Source organism: Amycolatopsis sp. Poz14 (assembly GCF_006704225.1).
GTDB classification, from domain to species: Bacteria; Actinomycetota; Actinomycetes; order Mycobacteriales; family Pseudonocardiaceae; genus Amycolatopsis; species Amycolatopsis nivea.
Window position 1 is genome coordinate 3,283,561 of the sequence record NZ_JACLHD010000001.1, and the last position, 15,591, is coordinate 3,299,151.

Below are 15,591 nucleotides of genomic sequence, written 5' to 3' on the forward strand. Positions count from 1 at the left end.
TGCACCGAGACGGTGTGGATTCGGCTGGGGGCGGTCGAACTATGCCCGGCCGGGTGATCGAGAGGCGGCGTTTTTGAGATCGCAGGCAGGACTGTGCCCGCCTGGGGGAAGGAAAGGAGGCAGGGGAGTAGTTATGGTGCCGTGCTAAGCAAGCGCTTAGACCGGATCTGGGCGGGTGCATCGCACAGAAGAGGCGTCGACGCGTGGTCAGGCTGCGAGCGGAGAGTTCGCGCGAGAACCGCGGGCGCTGCACAGCAGCGGTGTTGCAGTGCTGAGCGGGAAGGAGACGGCATGCTGATCGGGGTGCTCAAGGAGGCCCAGCCGGGGGAGACGCGGGTGGCGGCGACTCCGGAGACGGTGGGCAAGCTGCGCGGGCTGGGCTATGACGTGGCGGTGGAGCCGGGGGCCGGGCTGGCGTCCGGCTTTTTCGATGAGGCGTATGCGGACGCGGGCGCGACGTCCGGGTCGATCGCGGACGCGGACATCGTGTTCGGAGTCAACGCGCCGTCGTCCGGGCAGTTGGACGCGGTGAAGTCGGGTGCGGCGGTGGTGAGCCTGCTGGCTCCGGCGTTGAACTCGGAGCTGGTGGAGGATCTGGCGCGGCGGCCGATCACGGCGCTGGCGATGGACGCGGTGCCGCGGATCTCCCGGGCGCAGTCGCTGGACGTGCTGTCCTCGATGGCGAACATCGCCGGGTACCGGGCGGTGGTGGAGGCGGCGCATACGTTCGGGCGGTTCTTCACCGGTCAGGTGACCGCGGCAGGGAAGGTCAACCCGGCGAAGGTACTGGTCGTCGGCGCGGGTGTCGCGGGGTTGGCGGCGATCGGCGCGGCGGGAAGTCTCGGGGCGATTGTGCGGGCGACGGACCCGCGGCCGGAAGTCGCCGATCAGGTGAAGAGCCTGGGCGGGGAGTATCTGCCCATCGAGGACCCGAACGCCGAAGTCTCCGCCACCGGATACGCCAAGGAGATGGGCGACGACTACAAAGCGCGTGAGAAAGAGCTGTACGCGACGCAGTGCAAGGACGTCGACATCATCGTGACGACCGCGTTGATCCCGGGCCGTCCGGCCCCGCGGATCATCACCGGTGAGATGGTGGCGTCGATGAAGGCCGGTTCGGTCATTGTGGACATGGCGGCGGCGAACGGCGGGAACGTCGAGGGCTCGGTCGCGGGCGAGAAGGTCGTCACGGACAACGGGGTGACGATCCTCGGCTACACGGACCTGGCGGGGCGGCTGCCCGCGCAGGCGTCTCAGCTGTACGGCACCAACCTGGTGAACCTGATGAAGCTGATGACCCCGGAGAAAGACGGCCAGCTCGTGGTCGACTTCGAGGATGTGGTGGTCCGGTCGATCACCGTCGTGCGCAACGGCGAGCTGACGTGGCCGCCACCGCCGGTGCAAGTCTCCGCGGCACCTCAGAAAGCCGCCGCGGCTCCGGCGAAGGAAGAGCCGAAGAAGGAGCCGATGTCTTCGGGCCGCAGGCTCGGGCTGGTGTTGGGTGTGGCGGCGGTGTTCTTGTTGCTGGCGGCGTTGGCCCCGGCGGCGTTGTTGCCGCATTTGACGGTGTTCGCGTTGGCGATCGTGATCGGCTATTACGTGATCGGGCATGTGCATCATGCGTTGCATACGCCGTTGATGTCGGTGACGAACGCGATTTCCGGGATCATCGTGGTGGGTGCGCTGCTGAATCTGGTCAGCGGGAACACGGTGGTCGTCGTGCTGGCGGGGGTGGCGACGTTGCTGGCGACGATCAACATTTTCGGCGGGTTCGCGGTGACCCGCCGGATGCTCGCGATGTTCTCCCGCAGCTGACCCGGAAGGCGTTCTGTTCTGATGACTGTGCACACTGCGAGCCAGGCCGCCTACATCGTGGCCGGGCTGTTGTTCATTCTCGCCCTCGCCGGGCTGTCCCGGCACGAAACCGCCCGGGTGGGGAACTATTTCGGGATCGCCGGGATGGTCGTCGCGCTGATCGCGACCATCGCCCAGGCCGTCACGGGGGAGATCACCGGGACGTCGGTCGCGTTGATGATCGTCGCGATGGCGGTCGGCGCGGGGATCGGGTTGCGGCGGGCGGCGGTGGTCGAGATGACCGGGATGCCCGAGCTGATCGCCCTGCTGCATTCCTTCGTCGGTCTCGCCGCGGTCCTGGTCGGCTGGAACGGCTACCTGCAGGTCGAGTGCGACCCGACCGGCGGCGAGTCCCGCCACCTCGAAGCGTTGGGGACGTTGGGGATCCATCATGCCGAGGTGTTCATCGGGGTGTTCATCGGCGCGGTGACGTTCACCGGGTCGATCGTGGCGAACCTGAAACTCTCGGCGCGGATGAAGTCCGCGCCGTTGATGCTGCCCGGGAAGAATTTCCTGAACCTGGGCGCGCTGGTGCTGTTCGTGGCGTTCACCGCCTGGTTCGTGGCGAGCCCGCACCTGTGGCTGCTGATCGTCGTCACCGTCCTCGCCCTCGCACTCGGCTGGCATCTGGTCGCCTCGATCGGCGGCGGCGACATGCCGGTGGTCGTGTCCATGCTGAACAGCTACAGCGGCTGGGCTGCGGCGGCCTCAGGGTTCCTGCTGGAGAACGACCTGCTGATCATCACCGGCGCCCTCGTCGGCTCCTCGGGTGCATACCTGTCCTACATCATGTGCAAGGCGATGAACCGGTCCTTCATCTCCGTGATCGCCGGAGGCTTTGGCATCGAGGCCGGACCCAGCGGGGACAAGGATTACGGCGAGCACCGGGAAATCACCGCCGAAGGCGCGGCCGAGCTGCTGACCGGGGCGTCGCGGGTGGTCATCACCCCGGGCTACGGGATGGCGGTCGCGCAGGCCCAGTACGGGGTGGCGGAACTGACCCGGAAACTGCGGGACAAGGGCATCGAGGTCCGGTTCGGCATCCACCCCGTCGCGGGACGTCTGCCCGGGCACATGAACGTGCTGCTGGCCGAAGCGAAGGTGCCGTACGACATCGTGCTGGAGCTGGACGAGATCAACGACGATTTCTCCGACACCGACGTCGTGCTCGTGATCGGCGCCAACGACACGGTGAACCCGGCCGCGGCCGAAGACCCGGGCAGCCCGATCGCGGGCATGCCGGTGCTGACGGTGTGGGAAGCGGAGAACGTCGTGGTGTTCAAGCGCTCCATGGCCTCCGGGTACGCGGGTGTGCAGAACCCGCTGTTCTTCCGCGACAACTCCGCGATGCTCTTCGGCGACGCCCAGGACCGCGTCAACGACATCCTCACTGCGCTCTAGGTAGGGATACAGGTACCTTCGCGCATCCGGGATCAGCACGGGGCGGCGATGCTTGCGTCATGTCGATTTCCGCGCAAGCATCGCCGCTGGCACCGTCGCCGAACGGCGGACGGCAACTCACCGCGACCTTGCGACGTGAAGACGCCGCAGAGGAGCGTGCCGGTCTGTCGCCGCACGACCGGATCAGTTGCCCGGTGCATCGCCGTTGGCTCTATCAATGCGTTTCTTCGCCCGCGCACGCGATCCGGGTCACCGGGCATCGCTGGTGCCGTGAGTGCGACGCAGCCGCGGCCGTCGCCGTCGACGAACTGACGGGCGCGGTCGTCGTCACGTGCTCGCGCTGCCTGCGGGTGCCGGACAGTGCGGCGAATCGCCAATTGCTCCGGGCCTGCCGAGCGAGCGTCGTCGCCGCTCGGCAGGCCCGGCACCACCGCCAGCCTTGGGAAACAAGGCTGGCGGGGTAGGTCACCGGCCGAGGCGGTCGGTCAGCCGGTCGGCGAGCCAGCCCAGGCGGACCGTCGCCGGGTTGACGATGCCGGGGGCGAAGCGCGGCGATTCCCGCCACACGGTGCGCAGATCGTCGTGCATTCCTTCGCCGCCGACGAAATCGGCGAGCAAGGTGCCGAGGTACGGCGCTTGCGGCAGCCCGTGCCCGTTGCAAGCGAGGGAATAGGAGACGCGCGGGGTCGCTTGCCCGGCGACTGCCAGGTTCGAGGGCGTCATGCCGATCCATCCGCCCCAGGCCTGTGCCGGGGCGACGTCGCCCAAGGTCGGGAACCGCTCCCGGAAGCCACGGACGAGGTCGTCCACAATGGACTGTTCCGGCATCCGGTCTGCTCGGGGACGCCGGGACGTCTGCAGATTCCGGGTGCTGAAAACGATGGTGTTGCGGTCCGTCGTCCGGAAGCTCTGCATCACCAGGTGGGTGGTGACAATCGGGACCCGGCTGGTCCACCCCGCGGCGTCAAGGGCTTCCGGCGGCACCGGCTCGGTTTCGACCGCGGTCACCCACACCGGAGTGCTCAGCCGGCGCGGCGCGATGTCGAGCTGGTTCTGGAACGCGTTGGTCGTCAGGATCGCCCGCTCGGCGCGGATCCGGCCGCCGGGCGTCGTGATCGTCACCGAATCGCCGTTGTCGGCGACGTGGTGCACCGGCGTCTGTTCGAACACCCGGACGCTCGAACCGCGAACCAGCTCCCGGACGCCGAGTGCGAATTCGGCGGGGTTGAGGACGCCGCCGACGTGCACGTGGATCCCGCCGTGGAAGGCAGGCGGAATCCCGGCCTGCTCCGCGGCTGCGACCGTGGACCGCTTGCCGGACTTCGTGGTCGCGAGGACGCGCCGGAACCGCGCGGCAGTAGGAGCGGCGGAGAAGATGCCGGTCTGCCGGTATCCGCAGTCGATGTCCTGGTCCGCGATCAATTTTTCGGTGTGTGTCACGGCATTGCGGGCGAAGCGGAACAGACCCGTCGCGCGATCCGGGTAGAAGCGCGCGAGGATCCGCGGGTCGCTGCCGACGGTTCCGGTGACGTAGCCGGCGTTGCGCGCGCTGGCGCCCCAGCCGCACAGGTCCGCTTCCACCAGTACGACGTCATGGCCGAGTTCCGCCAGGCGGAGCGCGGCGGACATCCCGCCGAGGCCGCCGCCGATCACGGCGATCTCGCACGTCAGGTCGCCTTCGAGGGCAGGCTCGAGCGTCATGGGGCGGGTGGCCCAGCCGCTGCCGGACAAGTAGGTCGTGTTCATGGGCCGGACTCCGTTCAGATCCGTTCGGAGACGACCTCGACGACCGGGCCGTCGGGGCGGTTGTCGACGAATCGCGCGAGCTGCTCGAAGTAGATCTCCGGGTCGACGGCGCCTTCGGGGCCGTGCACGCCGAGCGTCGTGATCTGGCCCCGGCACAGCATCAAGGCCGCGACCGCGAGCGGATACCCGGTGACCTCGCCCATGTTGGCGGCCGGGATGATCAACGGCGACGCGCCGACCCGGGTGGGCACGCCGTCTTTGACGCCTTCGGCGACCGCGAAGAGGTCCCCGTGGATCGTGGCGGGCCCGGCCGCGGGACCGCTGATGTTCGGTTCGTGCAGGATCGCCTTGGCGGCCGCGGGGACATCGAGTTCGCCGGCCCGCACCCGGTCGGCGATCCGCTGCAGGGCTTCCATCAGGCCGCGGCGCGCGACCATCAGGTTGTACGACTCCTGGATCTCCGGACGCACGCGCGGAAGCGTGAGCGGTTCGGGGTGGCCGCAGACCCAGGCCGAGTCCTCGCCGACGCCGGGATAGCTGAGCTTGATCTCGTCCAGGGCGTGGGAATCGACGAGTTCGCCGCCGCGGCGGACCTTGATCTGCTCGGTGCAGTTGTGGATCCAGTGTTCGCCCGCGGCGTTCGGCTTGTCCTCCTCGCCGGGGGGCGGCGGCTTGAGCCCGCCGATGCGCCAGGCGGTGTAGACCCGTTCGGCGGAGTCGAGGCCGTTCATGCACAGCATCGCCAGCAGGTTGCTGGTGCCCGGGCTGGCTCCCATGCCGATGACCGCGGTGACGCCCGCGCCGCGCGCGGCTCCGTCCAGTTCGAGCATCTCCAGGGTCGGTTCCCAGTCGTCGCAGATGTCGAGGTAGTGGGTGCCGGTCGCGATCGCCGCGCCGAGGACTTCGCGGCCGAACCGGTAGAACGGGCCCGCGCAGTTGAGGACGATGTCGACGTCTTGCAGCGCCGCGCGGAGCGCGTCGGAGTCGGAGATGTCCAGCCCGGCCGCTCGGGCTTTCGGACCCAGTTCGGCGGCGAATCCGGCGGCACGGTCGTGGTCGCGGTCGGAGACCACGACGGTTTCGACTTCGTCCGCCTGTGCGAGGGCGCGGCAGGCGTAGCGGGCCATCTCGCCCGCGCCGCCGGTCACCAGGATTCGTTTGTGGGCAGGGTGTTTTCCGGGAGCAGTTGTCATGCGGCCAGTGTGGGCGCGCGACGACGCCGACGACGTTTCCCGGAGCTGGGTTGCGCCCTTACGGGGGAGCCCGGCATCACAAGGTCTTCGCCTGCGCGGAGATGCCCAGACCGCCAAGCCCTGCTTCCTGTGCTGCGGCAAGGGATTGCCGGGTAGCAGTGAGGATGCGAGGGCTCATGCCGTTGGCAGCGAAATCCGCGAGCGCGTGGTCGACACCTTCCGCGAAGATGTCGAGGGTGGCTTGGTCGGTGGTGTGTTCGCCGGTCTGGACCGCTTGCGCTGCCTCCGCGGCTGCGCCCTTCAAGTCCCGTACCAGGGAAGCGGTCGCCTCGGCCACTGCCGCCTCAGGTACCCCGGTGGAAAGCAGGTACTTCGTCGACTCGACGAAGGAGCTGAGCGCCGAGGTGTAGAATGCGGCCATGCCCTGCAGCAGCGCTGAGTTCAACCCGGGAGGGCCGGGCATGAACCGGGTCGTGCCAAGGCGTTTGAGCACGGGCTCGCCGCGTTCCCAGGCTTGCCTGCTGCCGGAGTACGCGAAATAGGCATCGGGAGTTCCGACCGCTCGCGGATAGGAGATCACCGAGCCGTCGAGGTAGTCGATCTCTCGCTGCGCGGCCCAGGCGGCGAAGGTTTCCGAATCGTGCGGGGTGCCGCTGGTGAGATTGACGAGCAGTTGTCCGTTCCAGGTGCGTACCTCGTCGAGCGTGTCGTAGAGGTTTCCGTAGTTGGCGGTGCAGGCCAGGACGAGCCCGGAGGCGGCGATCCCGGCCGCGACATCGCGGGTCGGGGTGACGTTCGCTCCGGCCAGTGCTTCCGCGCGCGCGAAGGTGCGGTTCCACGCAGCCACGCGCAGCCCGTCGCTCGCGAGCGTCCGAACCAGCGCTGCGCCCATGAGGCCGCAACCAACGACACACACGTCATGTCCGGGAACCTGATCGCCAATGCTCATTGCCTGATCGTCTGGCATCGGCGAGGGAGTTCGGAGATCTGCGTCCAGGGAATGCCCGAACGGGGGGGCGGAAAGCTCTGGCCGGCCGCGTTCCCCCGGACGGGCACACAACGGTCGCGTTCGCCCGATCATGGGGCAAGGGGCGGGCAAAGTCGTGGGCCAGTCCCGTTTGCTCTGCCCGAACTGGAGTTGTGGTCCGATGGCTAATCCCGACAGTCTCTTCGCAGCGTTGCGGCGATCCGCGGCCGAAACGCCCGACACGGAGTTCCTGCGGGTCTCGGGCCTGGTGTTCACCTACCGCGAGGCGCTGGAACGGGTCGAGGCGGTGGCGCGCGGTCTGCGGGCGCTGGGCGTCCAACCTGGGGACCGGGTCGGGATCCTGGCCGGCAACTGCCCGGAAGCGGTCTGGGCATGGTTGGGCGCGAACGCCGCGCGCGCGATCGACGTGCCCTTCAACACGGAGGTCCGCGGGCGGTTGCTGGACTACCTCGTCACCGACGCGGCGCCGCAGGTGCTGATCGGTGCGCCGGGCTTTCTCGCGGAGGTGGCGGACGCGAGCGGCTACGACCCCGAGATCGTCGTGCCGATCGGGGAATCCGGTCCGTGCGCGTTCAGCGGGCGCTCCCGTCAGGTCTCCTTCGACGAGCTTCTCGACCTCGGCAGGTCGGCGGGCGGAGAGCTGCCGCCGCCCGGCCCGCAGGAGATCGCCACGGTCATGTACACGTCCGGAACGACCGGCCCGTCCAAGGGCGTGATGCTGCCGCAACGCTATTACCCGGCCCAGGCGGACCACGGCGACAACCTCTTCGGTTTCCGTCCTGACGACGTCTATTACCTGGTGCAGCCGCTGTTCCACATCGACGCGCGTTCGTATGTGTCGGCGTGCCTGTGTTTCGGCGGCGTGGTCGCGCTCGGCACGCGCTTCAGCGTCCGGGACTTCTGGAACGAAGTGCGCGAGCACGGTGCGACGATCTTCGGCACGATCGGCACGATGCTCTGGCTGCTGTACAAACAGGACCCGCGGCCGGACGACGCCGACCTGCTCGCCCGGATCGCCGTGTGCTCGTCCACACCGCGAGAGATCCTCACGGACTTCGAGAAGCGGTTCGGGATCAAGATCGTCGAGGCCTACGGCATGACCGAATGCCTTTTGATCACCGCCGTCCCGCCGGACGAGACCCGGCCCGGCAGCATCGGGAAGCCCGTAGCGGAGATCGAAGTGCGGGTGGTGGACGAGCACGACGCGCAGGTCGGCCCGGGGGAAGCCGGCGAACTCGTCTACCGGCCGCGCGACCACTTCTCGATGATGCAGGGCTACTGGCACAAACCCGAAGAGACGGTCGAGGCGTGGCGCAATCTCTGGTTCCACACCGGGGATCTCGTACGGCAGGACGAAGAGGGCTGGATCGAGTACATCGGCCGGAAGAAGGATTCGATCCGGCGGCGCGGCGAGAATGTCTCGGCGTGGGAGGTGGAGCAGGCAACCGCCGCGCATCCCGACGTGCTGGAGGCCGCGGCGATCGGAGTGCCTTCCGAGGTCGGGGAGGAGGACGTCGCGGTGCTCGTGGTCCGGGGCCCGGCGACCGGCCTCGAACCCCAGGATCTCGTCGAGTTCCTGAGCAAGGACCTCCCGCGGTTCGCCGTGCCGCGCTACGTCGAGTTCGTGGAGAGCCTGCCCAAGACGCCGTCGGAGCGGATCGAGAAGCGCAAGGTGCGGGAACGCGGGATCACCGCTGCGGCCTGGGACGCGAACGTGGCACTCGGGCGACGCTGAGGCAGCGTCCGGCTGACCACTGTGGACAGACAGAATCCGGCTCATCCCCAAGGGATGAGCCGGATTCGGCTTTGGTGGGTCACCTGCCCACGGTTTCGCGCCAGTTCGCCGGGACGACGGCGAAGTACACCCGGGTCCCGACTGTCGCTGACGCGGACACATTCGCACCCTTCTCGACGGTGATGACGTCGCCGGACGTGCCGACGACCGTGTCGCCGTTCGCGCGGATCGTCAGCTCGCCGTCGAGGATGTACAACGCTTCTTCGTAGGGCTGAACCCATTCGTCCGTCGGCGTCTCCTCGACGAACTCGGCGAATCCGGTGGCGAGATCGACCAGCCCGGAGCCGATTGTGCGCCGGTCGATGCGGATCGGCCCGATGGCGTCGTGATGGGCAGGGTCGAACTCGAGCTTGCGCGCGGCGGAATCGGTCATGGTTCGTTCCTTTCGGGCACAGGACGGGATTTCCGGTGAAGTCCCATGTTTTCGCATTTGCCCGGGCCTGCCCTCCCCCGTAAGGGCGCCCAATCGGCGGCGGCGGACCGATCGTCCGGCGAGGTGATTACCGTCTCCGCGACCCGAACCCAGACTGGAGAATCACATGGAAAGCACGCCGCCGACGAAGCCGGTCGTTTCCCCAGCCTCCGGCGAGTCCGTCCGCGCCCCGCAGCTGAAAGGAAAGCTCGGCACGGGAGGACTTCTGCTGACGGTGCTGGCGTTCAACGCGCCGATCGGAGTGATGGCCGGGCTGATGCCGGTCGTGATCGCCATCGGCCTCGGACCCGCCACCCCGTTCGTCTACTTGGGAACCATGGTCCTGATGCTGTTCTTCGCCGCCGGCCTGGTGGCGATGGCCCGGCACATGTCGCAGCCCGGCGCGTTCTACAGCTACATCACCCACGCGATGGGACGGACCGCGGGACTCGGCGCCGGGTTCGCGGCGCTCGCGACGTACGTCATCCTCGCGTCGGGCACCTACGTCTTCATGGGGATCGTGATGAACACGGTCTCGACGGACCTGCTGCACGGCCCCAGCCTGCCGTGGTGGGGGTGGACCATCCTCGCGTGGGCGGTGGTGTCGGCACTGAGCCTGTTCAACGTCGACGTCTCGACCAGGGTGCTCGGGGTGCTGCTCGTCGTCGAGGTCGCCATCGTTCTCGTGTGGGACCTGCGAGTGTTCGTCAACGGCGGTCCGCAGGGCCGCGGGCTGGACCTCGCGGCCGGGACCGGGAACGGCTCGTGGGGACTCGCGCTGCTGTTCGCCATCGCCTGCATGACCGGCTTCGAATCCGTCCAGGTGTTCCGGTCCGAGACCCGCAACCCCGACCGCACCGTTCCCCGCGCGACGTATCTGGTGATCATCATCCTGGCCGGTTTCTACGCCCTCAACTCCTGGGCGTACCTGACCGGTTTCGGCCTGAAAGGCACTCTGGACGCGTCCGCGTCGCCGGCCGAGAGCTTCTTCGGCAGCCTCCAGCAGTACGTCGGCACGGTCGCCCGGGACGCCGCGAACGTCCTGGTCGTCACCAGTTTGTTCGCCGCCATCCTGGCGATCCAGAACATCGGCGCCCGCTACACCTTCACGCTGGCACGGGACGGTGTGCTGCTGTCGCCGCTCGCGCAGGTGCACCCGCGGCGGCGCGCTCCCACCCGGGCGGCGGCGGTGCTCGCCGGCCTCGTCATCGCGCTCGACCTGGTCCTCGCGATTCTGCGCGTCAACGAGATCACCTGGTATGTCGCGCTGCAAGGGCTCGGGCTGTGGGGCTTGATCGCGCTGATGGCGTGGACTGCCTTGTCGATCATCTTGTTCTTCCGCAAGAACAAGAACCTCGAATCCTCGGTCTTCAAGACGGTGATCGCCCCGGCGATCGCGGTGGTCGGCTTCGCTGTCGTGCTGTTCCTCGCGACGAAGAACACCGACCTGCTCATGGGCGGCGACGGAACGGTCGGCCGCTGGTGCATCGCGGCGATCTGCGCGGTCGCCTTGGCGGGCATGGCGTATGCGCGCTGGTTGCGGTCTCGCAAGCCCGAGGTCTGGACGCGTATCGGCGCCTCTGAAGACATTCACTGAACTGGCAACGAACAAAAGCAAGGGATACCAGGTTGAAACCAGCCGACAAACCGGCCGAATCCGCGTTGGGCGCTCTCCGGGCACGTTTCCGCGGCGAGCTGATCGAGCCGGACGACGCTTCGTACGACGAGCAACGCAAACTGTTCAACGCCTATCTCGACAAGCGGCCGGCACTGGTCGCGCGCTGCGCGGGAACCGCCGACGTCGTGGCGGCCGTGCGGTACGCGACGTCGCAGGGCCTGGAGATCGCGGTCAAGTCGCAGGGACGGCACATGGCCGGGTTTTCTTCGGTGGACGGCGGCGTGGTGATCGACCTCGCGCCGATGCGGTCGGTCAAAGTGGATCCGAAGGAGCGGACCGCCTGGGTGCAGACCGGGGCGAACGGTGCCGACGTCGAAGCGTCGACGCTCGTGCACGGATTGGGTGCGGTCGTGGGCGCGGCGACGTCGACCGGGGTCGGCGGTCTCGTCCTGCACGGCGGGATCGGCTGGATGTCGATCAAGCTCGGCTGGAGCGTCGACACCATCCTCGAGGCGGAGGTGGTGACCGCTGACGGCGCCGTGCTTCGCGCGGCGCCCGACGAGCATCCCGACCTGTTCTGGGCGCTGCGCGGCGAGGCCGCCAACTTCGGGGTGGTCACCTGGATCAAGGTGAAGCTCGCCCCGATCGGCCCGATGTTCGCGGGCGGGCTGATGTATGACGGCGACCAGTCCGAGGACATCCTGCGCTTCCTTCGCGACTTCAACGTCGAAGGATCACCGGACTTCCAGCTGATGCTCGACTTCCTGGCTGCGCCGCCGGAGGAGTGGGTGCCCGAGCACCTGCACGGAAAGCTGGTCCTGTCGGTCACGTTCGTCCACGTCGGCGGCCTCGACCAGGCTCGCAAGGAGATCCAGCCGCTGCTCGACGCGTTTCCCCCGGCGGTCAACACGCTGGCGGAGCGCGAACTCCTCGACTACATGCTGGAGATGGACGCCGACTACCCAGCGATCCGGCAGTGGTTCGACGAAGAACAGGTCGCCGAGCTCACCGACGAGGTCATCGACACGGTGGTGGCGCGGGCCAGGTTGCTCGCCGAGTGCGGCCTCAGCGGCTACCTGATCCTGTACCCCTTCCGCGGAGTTCTGGCGGACGAACCCGAATCCCCCGGCTGCTTCCCGCGCGGCCGCCTCGGCGGCTGGAGTGTCGGCACGGCGGCGTTCTGGGAAGACGAATCGGCTGATGAAGCCCATTCTTCCTGGTCGGACGAGACCATCGAGGCCGTGCGCGGGACCGGGGCCACCACCGGGGTCGTGTACGGCAACGTCCAGCAGGTTCCCGATGTGCAGCGCCGCCGCAAGGCGCACGGCGAGGAAGCGTGGGCGAGGTTGCGGGCGGTGAAGAAGCGGTACGACCCGCAGAACGTGTTCCGTCGCAATCACAACATCCCGCCGGCCTGATCCAACGCGCCGAAAAACAGAATGCCTCCGGTCGCACGGACGACCGGAGGCATTCTTGTTTCAGCTGTCACGGTTGTTTGCCGTTGTCGATCCAGGCGCGAAGCAACGCGAGATCTTCCTCCGGCCAAAGGACGTCACAGGGCATCGTGCCGTCCTCGATGCGTTCGTAGATCAGTTCCGCGCGCGGGCAGACGTCGGCGTAGGACGAGAGATCGAATGCGTAGCGCATGACGCGGACATCCTGCTCGCGAAACAGCGGCTTGATGTCGCGCTCGAAACTGACTTCCTCAGACATGGCGGAGCGCCTCACGACTCTCGGATCGACACGGTCATCCGCGTCGGTTCGTGGACGAACGACGCTTTGCCCCACACGACGTCGTCGACGACGATGTCGAGAGACCCGTCGCAGAGCGCGGACAGGATCGTCTCGCTGATCAGCTTCGCCGTGTGGCGGCCCGGGCAGGTGTAGAACCCGGTGCCGAAAGTGGTTTGCAGCGCTCGCTGGTCGCGTTCCAGCCGGTATTCGTTGGGCTGGTCATAGGTCTCCGGGTCGCGATTGCCGAACGCCCACAGCATCGTGAGCGCGGTGCCCGCGGGGATGCGGAGCCCGTGGTAGTCGAAATCGCGAAGCGCCGCGCGCGTGGTCCCCAGCACGGGAGAATGCAGCCGAGTGCCCTCGTACCAGGCGCTTTCGATCAGCACCGGGTTGCGCTTGACCAGAGCGTGGCTATCGGGGTTCGAAAGCAGGCTGAGCACGTTGTTCGCGGCCGCCGCCCCCGCGGTGTTGAACGCGTCCGGCAGCGCCACCCCGAAGTGGGTGCACACGTTCGCCGGGCGGCCGAGTTCGCCCATGTTCGCGTGGTCGCCGGCGAGGTCGGCGAGCAGCTCGTGCCTGCCGGTGCTCATTTCGCGTTCCAGCGCCGCGGTGATCAGATCGACGAACCGGTCGGCGGCGCGCGTTGCCGCCGTGAGGTCTTCCTCGGTCGCGACGAGGCTGAACGGGAGGAAGAAATCGGGCAGGATGGTGAAGATCTCGTCGGTTTCGGCCGGGGTCAAGCCGAGCACCGCCTGCCAGAACCCGGCCAGCACCGGATGGACGAACTCCGGGACGAAGTCGATCTCCTTGCGTCCGGTGACCGATTCCAGGGCGCCGCGCACCGCCTGGTTCGCGGCGTCTTGGAACCGGCGCACGCTTTTGGGCGTGAGCTGCCTGCTGATCAGGGATTTCGCTGGCCGGTGCTCGGGCGGCTGCATGCCGAAGGTGCTGGCCTGCATGAAGCGCGCCTGAAGTCCTTCGACATCGTTCAGCACGTCTTGATGGCTGACATCCTCGTGCGTGCCGATCGCGACGAGGTCGGCGTTCCGGTAGACGACCACGCCGAGGCTGTCGTGCCGCAGCAGTCCCTGGTAGTCGCGCCGGCACAGGTCGTCGGCGATCCAGTCCAGGTCGGCCCCGAAATCGGGCGACTCGATCTCGGTGAAGACCGGGAGGTCCTCGATGCGGCGGATTCCAGTGCCGGCAACGGGCGCTCCGGCTGAGTCGGTGCTCATGAACGGCGGCTCCTTCGCTTGGTGCGTATGGCGGTGCCCAATATCACCCGGGTCCGCTCTCCGAATGAGGGAAGAAGGCCGCGGCACGCCTTTTCGGGGGATCCGGGCGCCCGGCCGGGCCTGGTCTAATCGGTTACTGGCCAATTGCGTTCAGATCGGCAAGTACAGGCGAATGCCGAGACGAGAAGAGGCGGGCATCGTGATGACTCAGGCCGCGGAACCGGCGGAATCCGTCGAGACGCTGCGAACGGGATTCAACGGCGAAATAATTCTGCCAGGAGATCCGGGCTACGACGCGCACCGCGCACACTTCAACAAGGTGTACGACAAGCACCCCGCGGTCATCATCCGTCCGGTCGGCACCGCCGATGTGGTCGCTGCGGTCCGGTACGCGCGGTCGGCGGGCCTGGAGATCGCGGTGAGTTCGGGCGGGAAGCACGGCAGCGGGTTCTCGCGGACCGACGGCGGCGCCGTGATCGATCTTTCGCTGATGCGAGGGGTGCACGTAGATCCCGACGCGCGGACTGCCTGGCTGCAGGGCGGGGCCAACGGCGGCGACCTCCAGGCGGAGGCGCAGGTGCACGGTCTCGCCGGGGTGATCGGCTGGATGCGCGGCACCGCGGTCGGCGGGGTCAATCTGCACGGCGGTTTCGGGATGCTCACGTCGAAGCTGGGCTTCGGCGTCGACACGATTCTCGAACTGGAATTGGTCACCGCGGACGGCCAGGTGTCGCGCGTGACGAACGAGAGCGACCCAGAGCTGTTCTGGGCGCTGCGCGGCGCAGCGGCGAATTTCGGCATCGTCACCTGGGTGAAACAGCGGCTCACGCCGGTTCCGCCGGAAATCGTCGCGGGCCAGCTGCTGTATTCCGCGGAGCACGCGCCAGCTGTTCTGAGCGGGTTGGACGCCTACGCGGCTCAGGTGTCTGAGGATTTGACGGTCTTCGGCAGCTACACGGTCGTACCGCATGATCCGGACTATCCCGAAGAAATGCACGGCCGACCGGCCTTGCTCCTGACCGTCGTGCACATCGGCGACGCGGACCAGGCAGCCGACGACCTCAAGCCGCTTCGCGAGAAACACCCGCCCGCTGTCGACCAAGTCGCGTCCATGGGACTGTACGACTTCATCTGCTCGATGGACGCTTACATTGTCGCCGGCCGCCAGTGGTACGACACAGTCGAACTCGGGCGGCTCGACGAACCCGCCATCTCCGCTCTCGAGCGGGGCGCGGAAGCGTTGGCGGCAACCGGTTTGGAAGGCGAACTCATCGTCGTTCCGTACGGACGCGGACGCCCGGAAACCGTGCCGAGCGCCGTCACGACCGGGCGGGCCGGCACCACGTCGATCGTGACCGGGGTCTACTGGCAGGAGCCGGAGGACGACGCCCGGGCAGAAGGATGGTCGACACAGGTGCTCTCGGAACTGCGCGAAACCGGACGCGTTGTCGACTCGGTGTACGGCAACATGGCGAATCCGGTCGACCCGGAGCGCGACCGGCGTTCCTACGGCGAGGAGAACTGGAACCGGCTCCGCGCGCTCAAGGCGAAGTACGACCCAGAGAACCTGTTCCACCTCAACCACAACATCCCGCCTGCGGGCTGATCCCCTGAA

General features: G+C 67.8%; 13 protein-coding genes. 7 read left to right on the forward strand and 6 right to left on the reverse strand.

Annotation, left to right across the window (positions count from 1 at the left end):
• The first annotated feature begins 291 nt into the window (after positions 1-291).
• Genes FKO37_RS15905 through FKO37_RS15915 form a run of 3 tightly spaced genes read left to right on the forward strand, consistent with a single transcriptional unit; the run spans position 292 to position 3,719 of the window.
• Complete coding sequence (locus FKO37_RS15905; protein WP_238604848.1) at positions 292-1,815, forward strand: Re/Si-specific NAD(P)(+) transhydrogenase subunit alpha; 1,524 nt, start codon at positions 292-294, stop codon at positions 1,813-1,815.
• Positions 1,816-1,836: 21 nt separating this feature from the next.
• The gene (gene pntB, locus FKO37_RS15910; protein ID WP_238604849.1) at positions 1,837-3,255 is read left to right on the forward strand and encodes a Re/Si-specific NAD(P)(+) transhydrogenase subunit beta; all 1,419 of its coding nucleotides are present in this window, start codon (positions 1,837-1,839) and stop codon (positions 3,253-3,255) included.
• 59 nt (positions 3,256-3,314) lie between these two features.
• A complete protein-coding gene (locus FKO37_RS15915) occupies positions 3,315-3,719 on the forward strand; it encodes a hypothetical protein (RefSeq protein WP_238604850.1) in 405 nt (134 codons plus the stop codon).
• 1 nt (position 3,720) lies between these two features.
• Here the strand turns inward: FKO37_RS15915 and FKO37_RS15920 are convergent, their stop codons facing one another.
• From FKO37_RS15920 to FKO37_RS15930, 3 genes are all read right to left on the reverse strand, one after another.
• Complete coding sequence (locus tag FKO37_RS15920) at positions 3,721-5,001, reverse strand: FAD-binding oxidoreductase (RefSeq protein ID WP_238604851.1); 1,281 nt, start codon at positions 4,999-5,001, stop codon at positions 3,721-3,723.
• Between the two features lie 14 nt (positions 5,002-5,015).
• Positions 5,016-6,194: a saccharopine dehydrogenase family protein gene (locus FKO37_RS15925; RefSeq protein ID WP_238604852.1), complete on the reverse strand. Its 1,179-nt coding sequence runs from the start codon at positions 6,192-6,194 to the stop codon at positions 5,016-5,018.
• 76 nt (positions 6,195-6,270) lie between these two features.
• The gene (locus FKO37_RS15930; protein WP_308196531.1) at positions 6,271-7,275 is read right to left on the reverse strand and encodes an NAD(P)-binding domain-containing protein; all 1,005 of its coding nucleotides are present in this window, start codon (positions 7,273-7,275) and stop codon (positions 6,271-6,273) included.
• A 67-nt stretch (positions 7,276-7,342) separates the two neighbouring features.
• On the opposite strand from FKO37_RS15930, the gene FKO37_RS15935 reads away from it, so the two are divergent.
• A complete protein-coding gene (locus tag FKO37_RS15935) occupies positions 7,343-8,917 on the forward strand; it encodes an AMP-binding protein (RefSeq protein WP_238604854.1) in 1,575 nt (524 codons plus the stop codon).
• A 79-nt stretch (positions 8,918-8,996) separates the two neighbouring features.
• On the opposite strand, the gene FKO37_RS15940 is transcribed toward FKO37_RS15935, so the two are convergent.
• A complete protein-coding gene (locus tag FKO37_RS15940; RefSeq protein ID WP_238604855.1) occupies positions 8,997-9,350 on the reverse strand; it encodes a cupin domain-containing protein in 354 nt (117 codons plus the stop codon).
• Positions 9,351-9,516: 166 nt separating this feature from the next.
• Here FKO37_RS15940 and FKO37_RS15945 point away from each other — a divergent pair, with 166 nt between their 5' ends.
• Both FKO37_RS15945 and FKO37_RS15950 read left to right on the forward strand, forming a co-directional pair.
• Positions 9,517-10,986 (forward strand): APC family permease, encoded by a 1,470-nt coding sequence (locus FKO37_RS15945; protein WP_238604856.1) that lies wholly within the window; start codon positions 9,517-9,519, stop codon positions 10,984-10,986.
• Positions 10,987-11,018: 32 nt separating this feature from the next.
• The gene (locus tag FKO37_RS15950; protein ID WP_238604857.1) at positions 11,019-12,425 is read left to right on the forward strand and encodes an FAD-binding oxidoreductase; all 1,407 of its coding nucleotides are present in this window, start codon (positions 11,019-11,021) and stop codon (positions 12,423-12,425) included.
• 67 nt (positions 12,426-12,492) lie between these two features.
• Here FKO37_RS15950 and FKO37_RS15955 read toward each other — a convergent pair whose 3' ends face one another.
• Both FKO37_RS15955 and FKO37_RS15960 read right to left on the reverse strand, forming a co-directional pair.
• Entirely contained in the window at positions 12,493-12,720 is a 228-nt protein-coding gene (locus FKO37_RS15955; RefSeq protein ID WP_238604858.1) for a hypothetical protein, read from the reverse strand.
• An 11-nt stretch (positions 12,721-12,731) separates the two neighbouring features.
• Positions 12,732-13,976 (reverse strand): cytochrome P450, encoded by a 1,245-nt coding sequence (locus FKO37_RS15960; RefSeq protein ID WP_238604859.1) that lies wholly within the window; start codon positions 13,974-13,976, stop codon positions 12,732-12,734.
• Positions 13,977-14,148: 172 nt separating this feature from the next.
• Here FKO37_RS15960 and FKO37_RS15965 point away from each other — a divergent pair, with 172 nt between their 5' ends.
• A complete protein-coding gene (locus FKO37_RS15965) occupies positions 14,149-15,582 on the forward strand; it encodes an FAD-binding oxidoreductase (protein ID WP_238604860.1) in 1,434 nt (477 codons plus the stop codon).
• The last annotated feature ends 9 nt before the right edge of the window (positions 15,583-15,591 follow it).

Bases quoted from the DNA above. Each gene is read 5' to 3' on its own strand.
- FKO37_RS15965 (WP_238604860.1), top strand. From the start codon at position 14,149: ATGCCGAGACGAGAAGAGGCGGGCATCGTGATGACTCAGGCCGCGGAA.
- FKO37_RS15935 (WP_238604854.1), top strand. From the start codon at position 7,343: ATGGCTAATCCCGACAGTCTCTTCGCAGCGTTGCGGCGATCCGCGGCC.
- FKO37_RS15955 (WP_238604858.1), bottom strand. From the start codon at position 12,720: ATGTCTGAGGAAGTCAGTTTCGAGCGCGACATCAAGCCGCTGTTTCGC.
- FKO37_RS15905 (WP_238604848.1), top strand. From the start codon at position 292: ATGCTGATCGGGGTGCTCAAGGAGGCCCAGCCGGGGGAGACGCGGGTG.
- FKO37_RS15915 (WP_238604850.1), top strand. From the start codon at position 3,315: ATGTCGATTTCCGCGCAAGCATCGCCGCTGGCACCGTCGCCGAACGGC.
- FKO37_RS15940 (WP_238604855.1), bottom strand. From the start codon at position 9,350: ATGACCGATTCCGCCGCGCGCAAGCTCGAGTTCGACCCTGCCCATCAC.
- FKO37_RS15945 (WP_238604856.1), top strand. From the start codon at position 9,517: ATGGAAAGCACGCCGCCGACGAAGCCGGTCGTTTCCCCAGCCTCCGGC.
- FKO37_RS15925 (WP_238604852.1), bottom strand. From the start codon at position 6,194: ATGACAACTGCTCCCGGAAAACACCCTGCCCACAAACGAATCCTGGTG.
- FKO37_RS15920 (WP_238604851.1), bottom strand. From the start codon at position 5,001: ATGAACACGACCTACTTGTCCGGCAGCGGCTGGGCCACCCGCCCCATG.
- FKO37_RS15930 (WP_308196531.1), bottom strand. From the start codon at position 7,275: ATGATCGGGCGAACGCGACCGTTGTGTGCCCGTCCGGGGGAACGCGGC.
- FKO37_RS15960 (WP_238604859.1), bottom strand. From the start codon at position 13,976: ATGAGCACCGACTCAGCCGGAGCGCCCGTTGCCGGCACTGGAATCCGC.
- pntB (WP_238604849.1), top strand. From the start codon at position 1,837: ATGACTGTGCACACTGCGAGCCAGGCCGCCTACATCGTGGCCGGGCTG.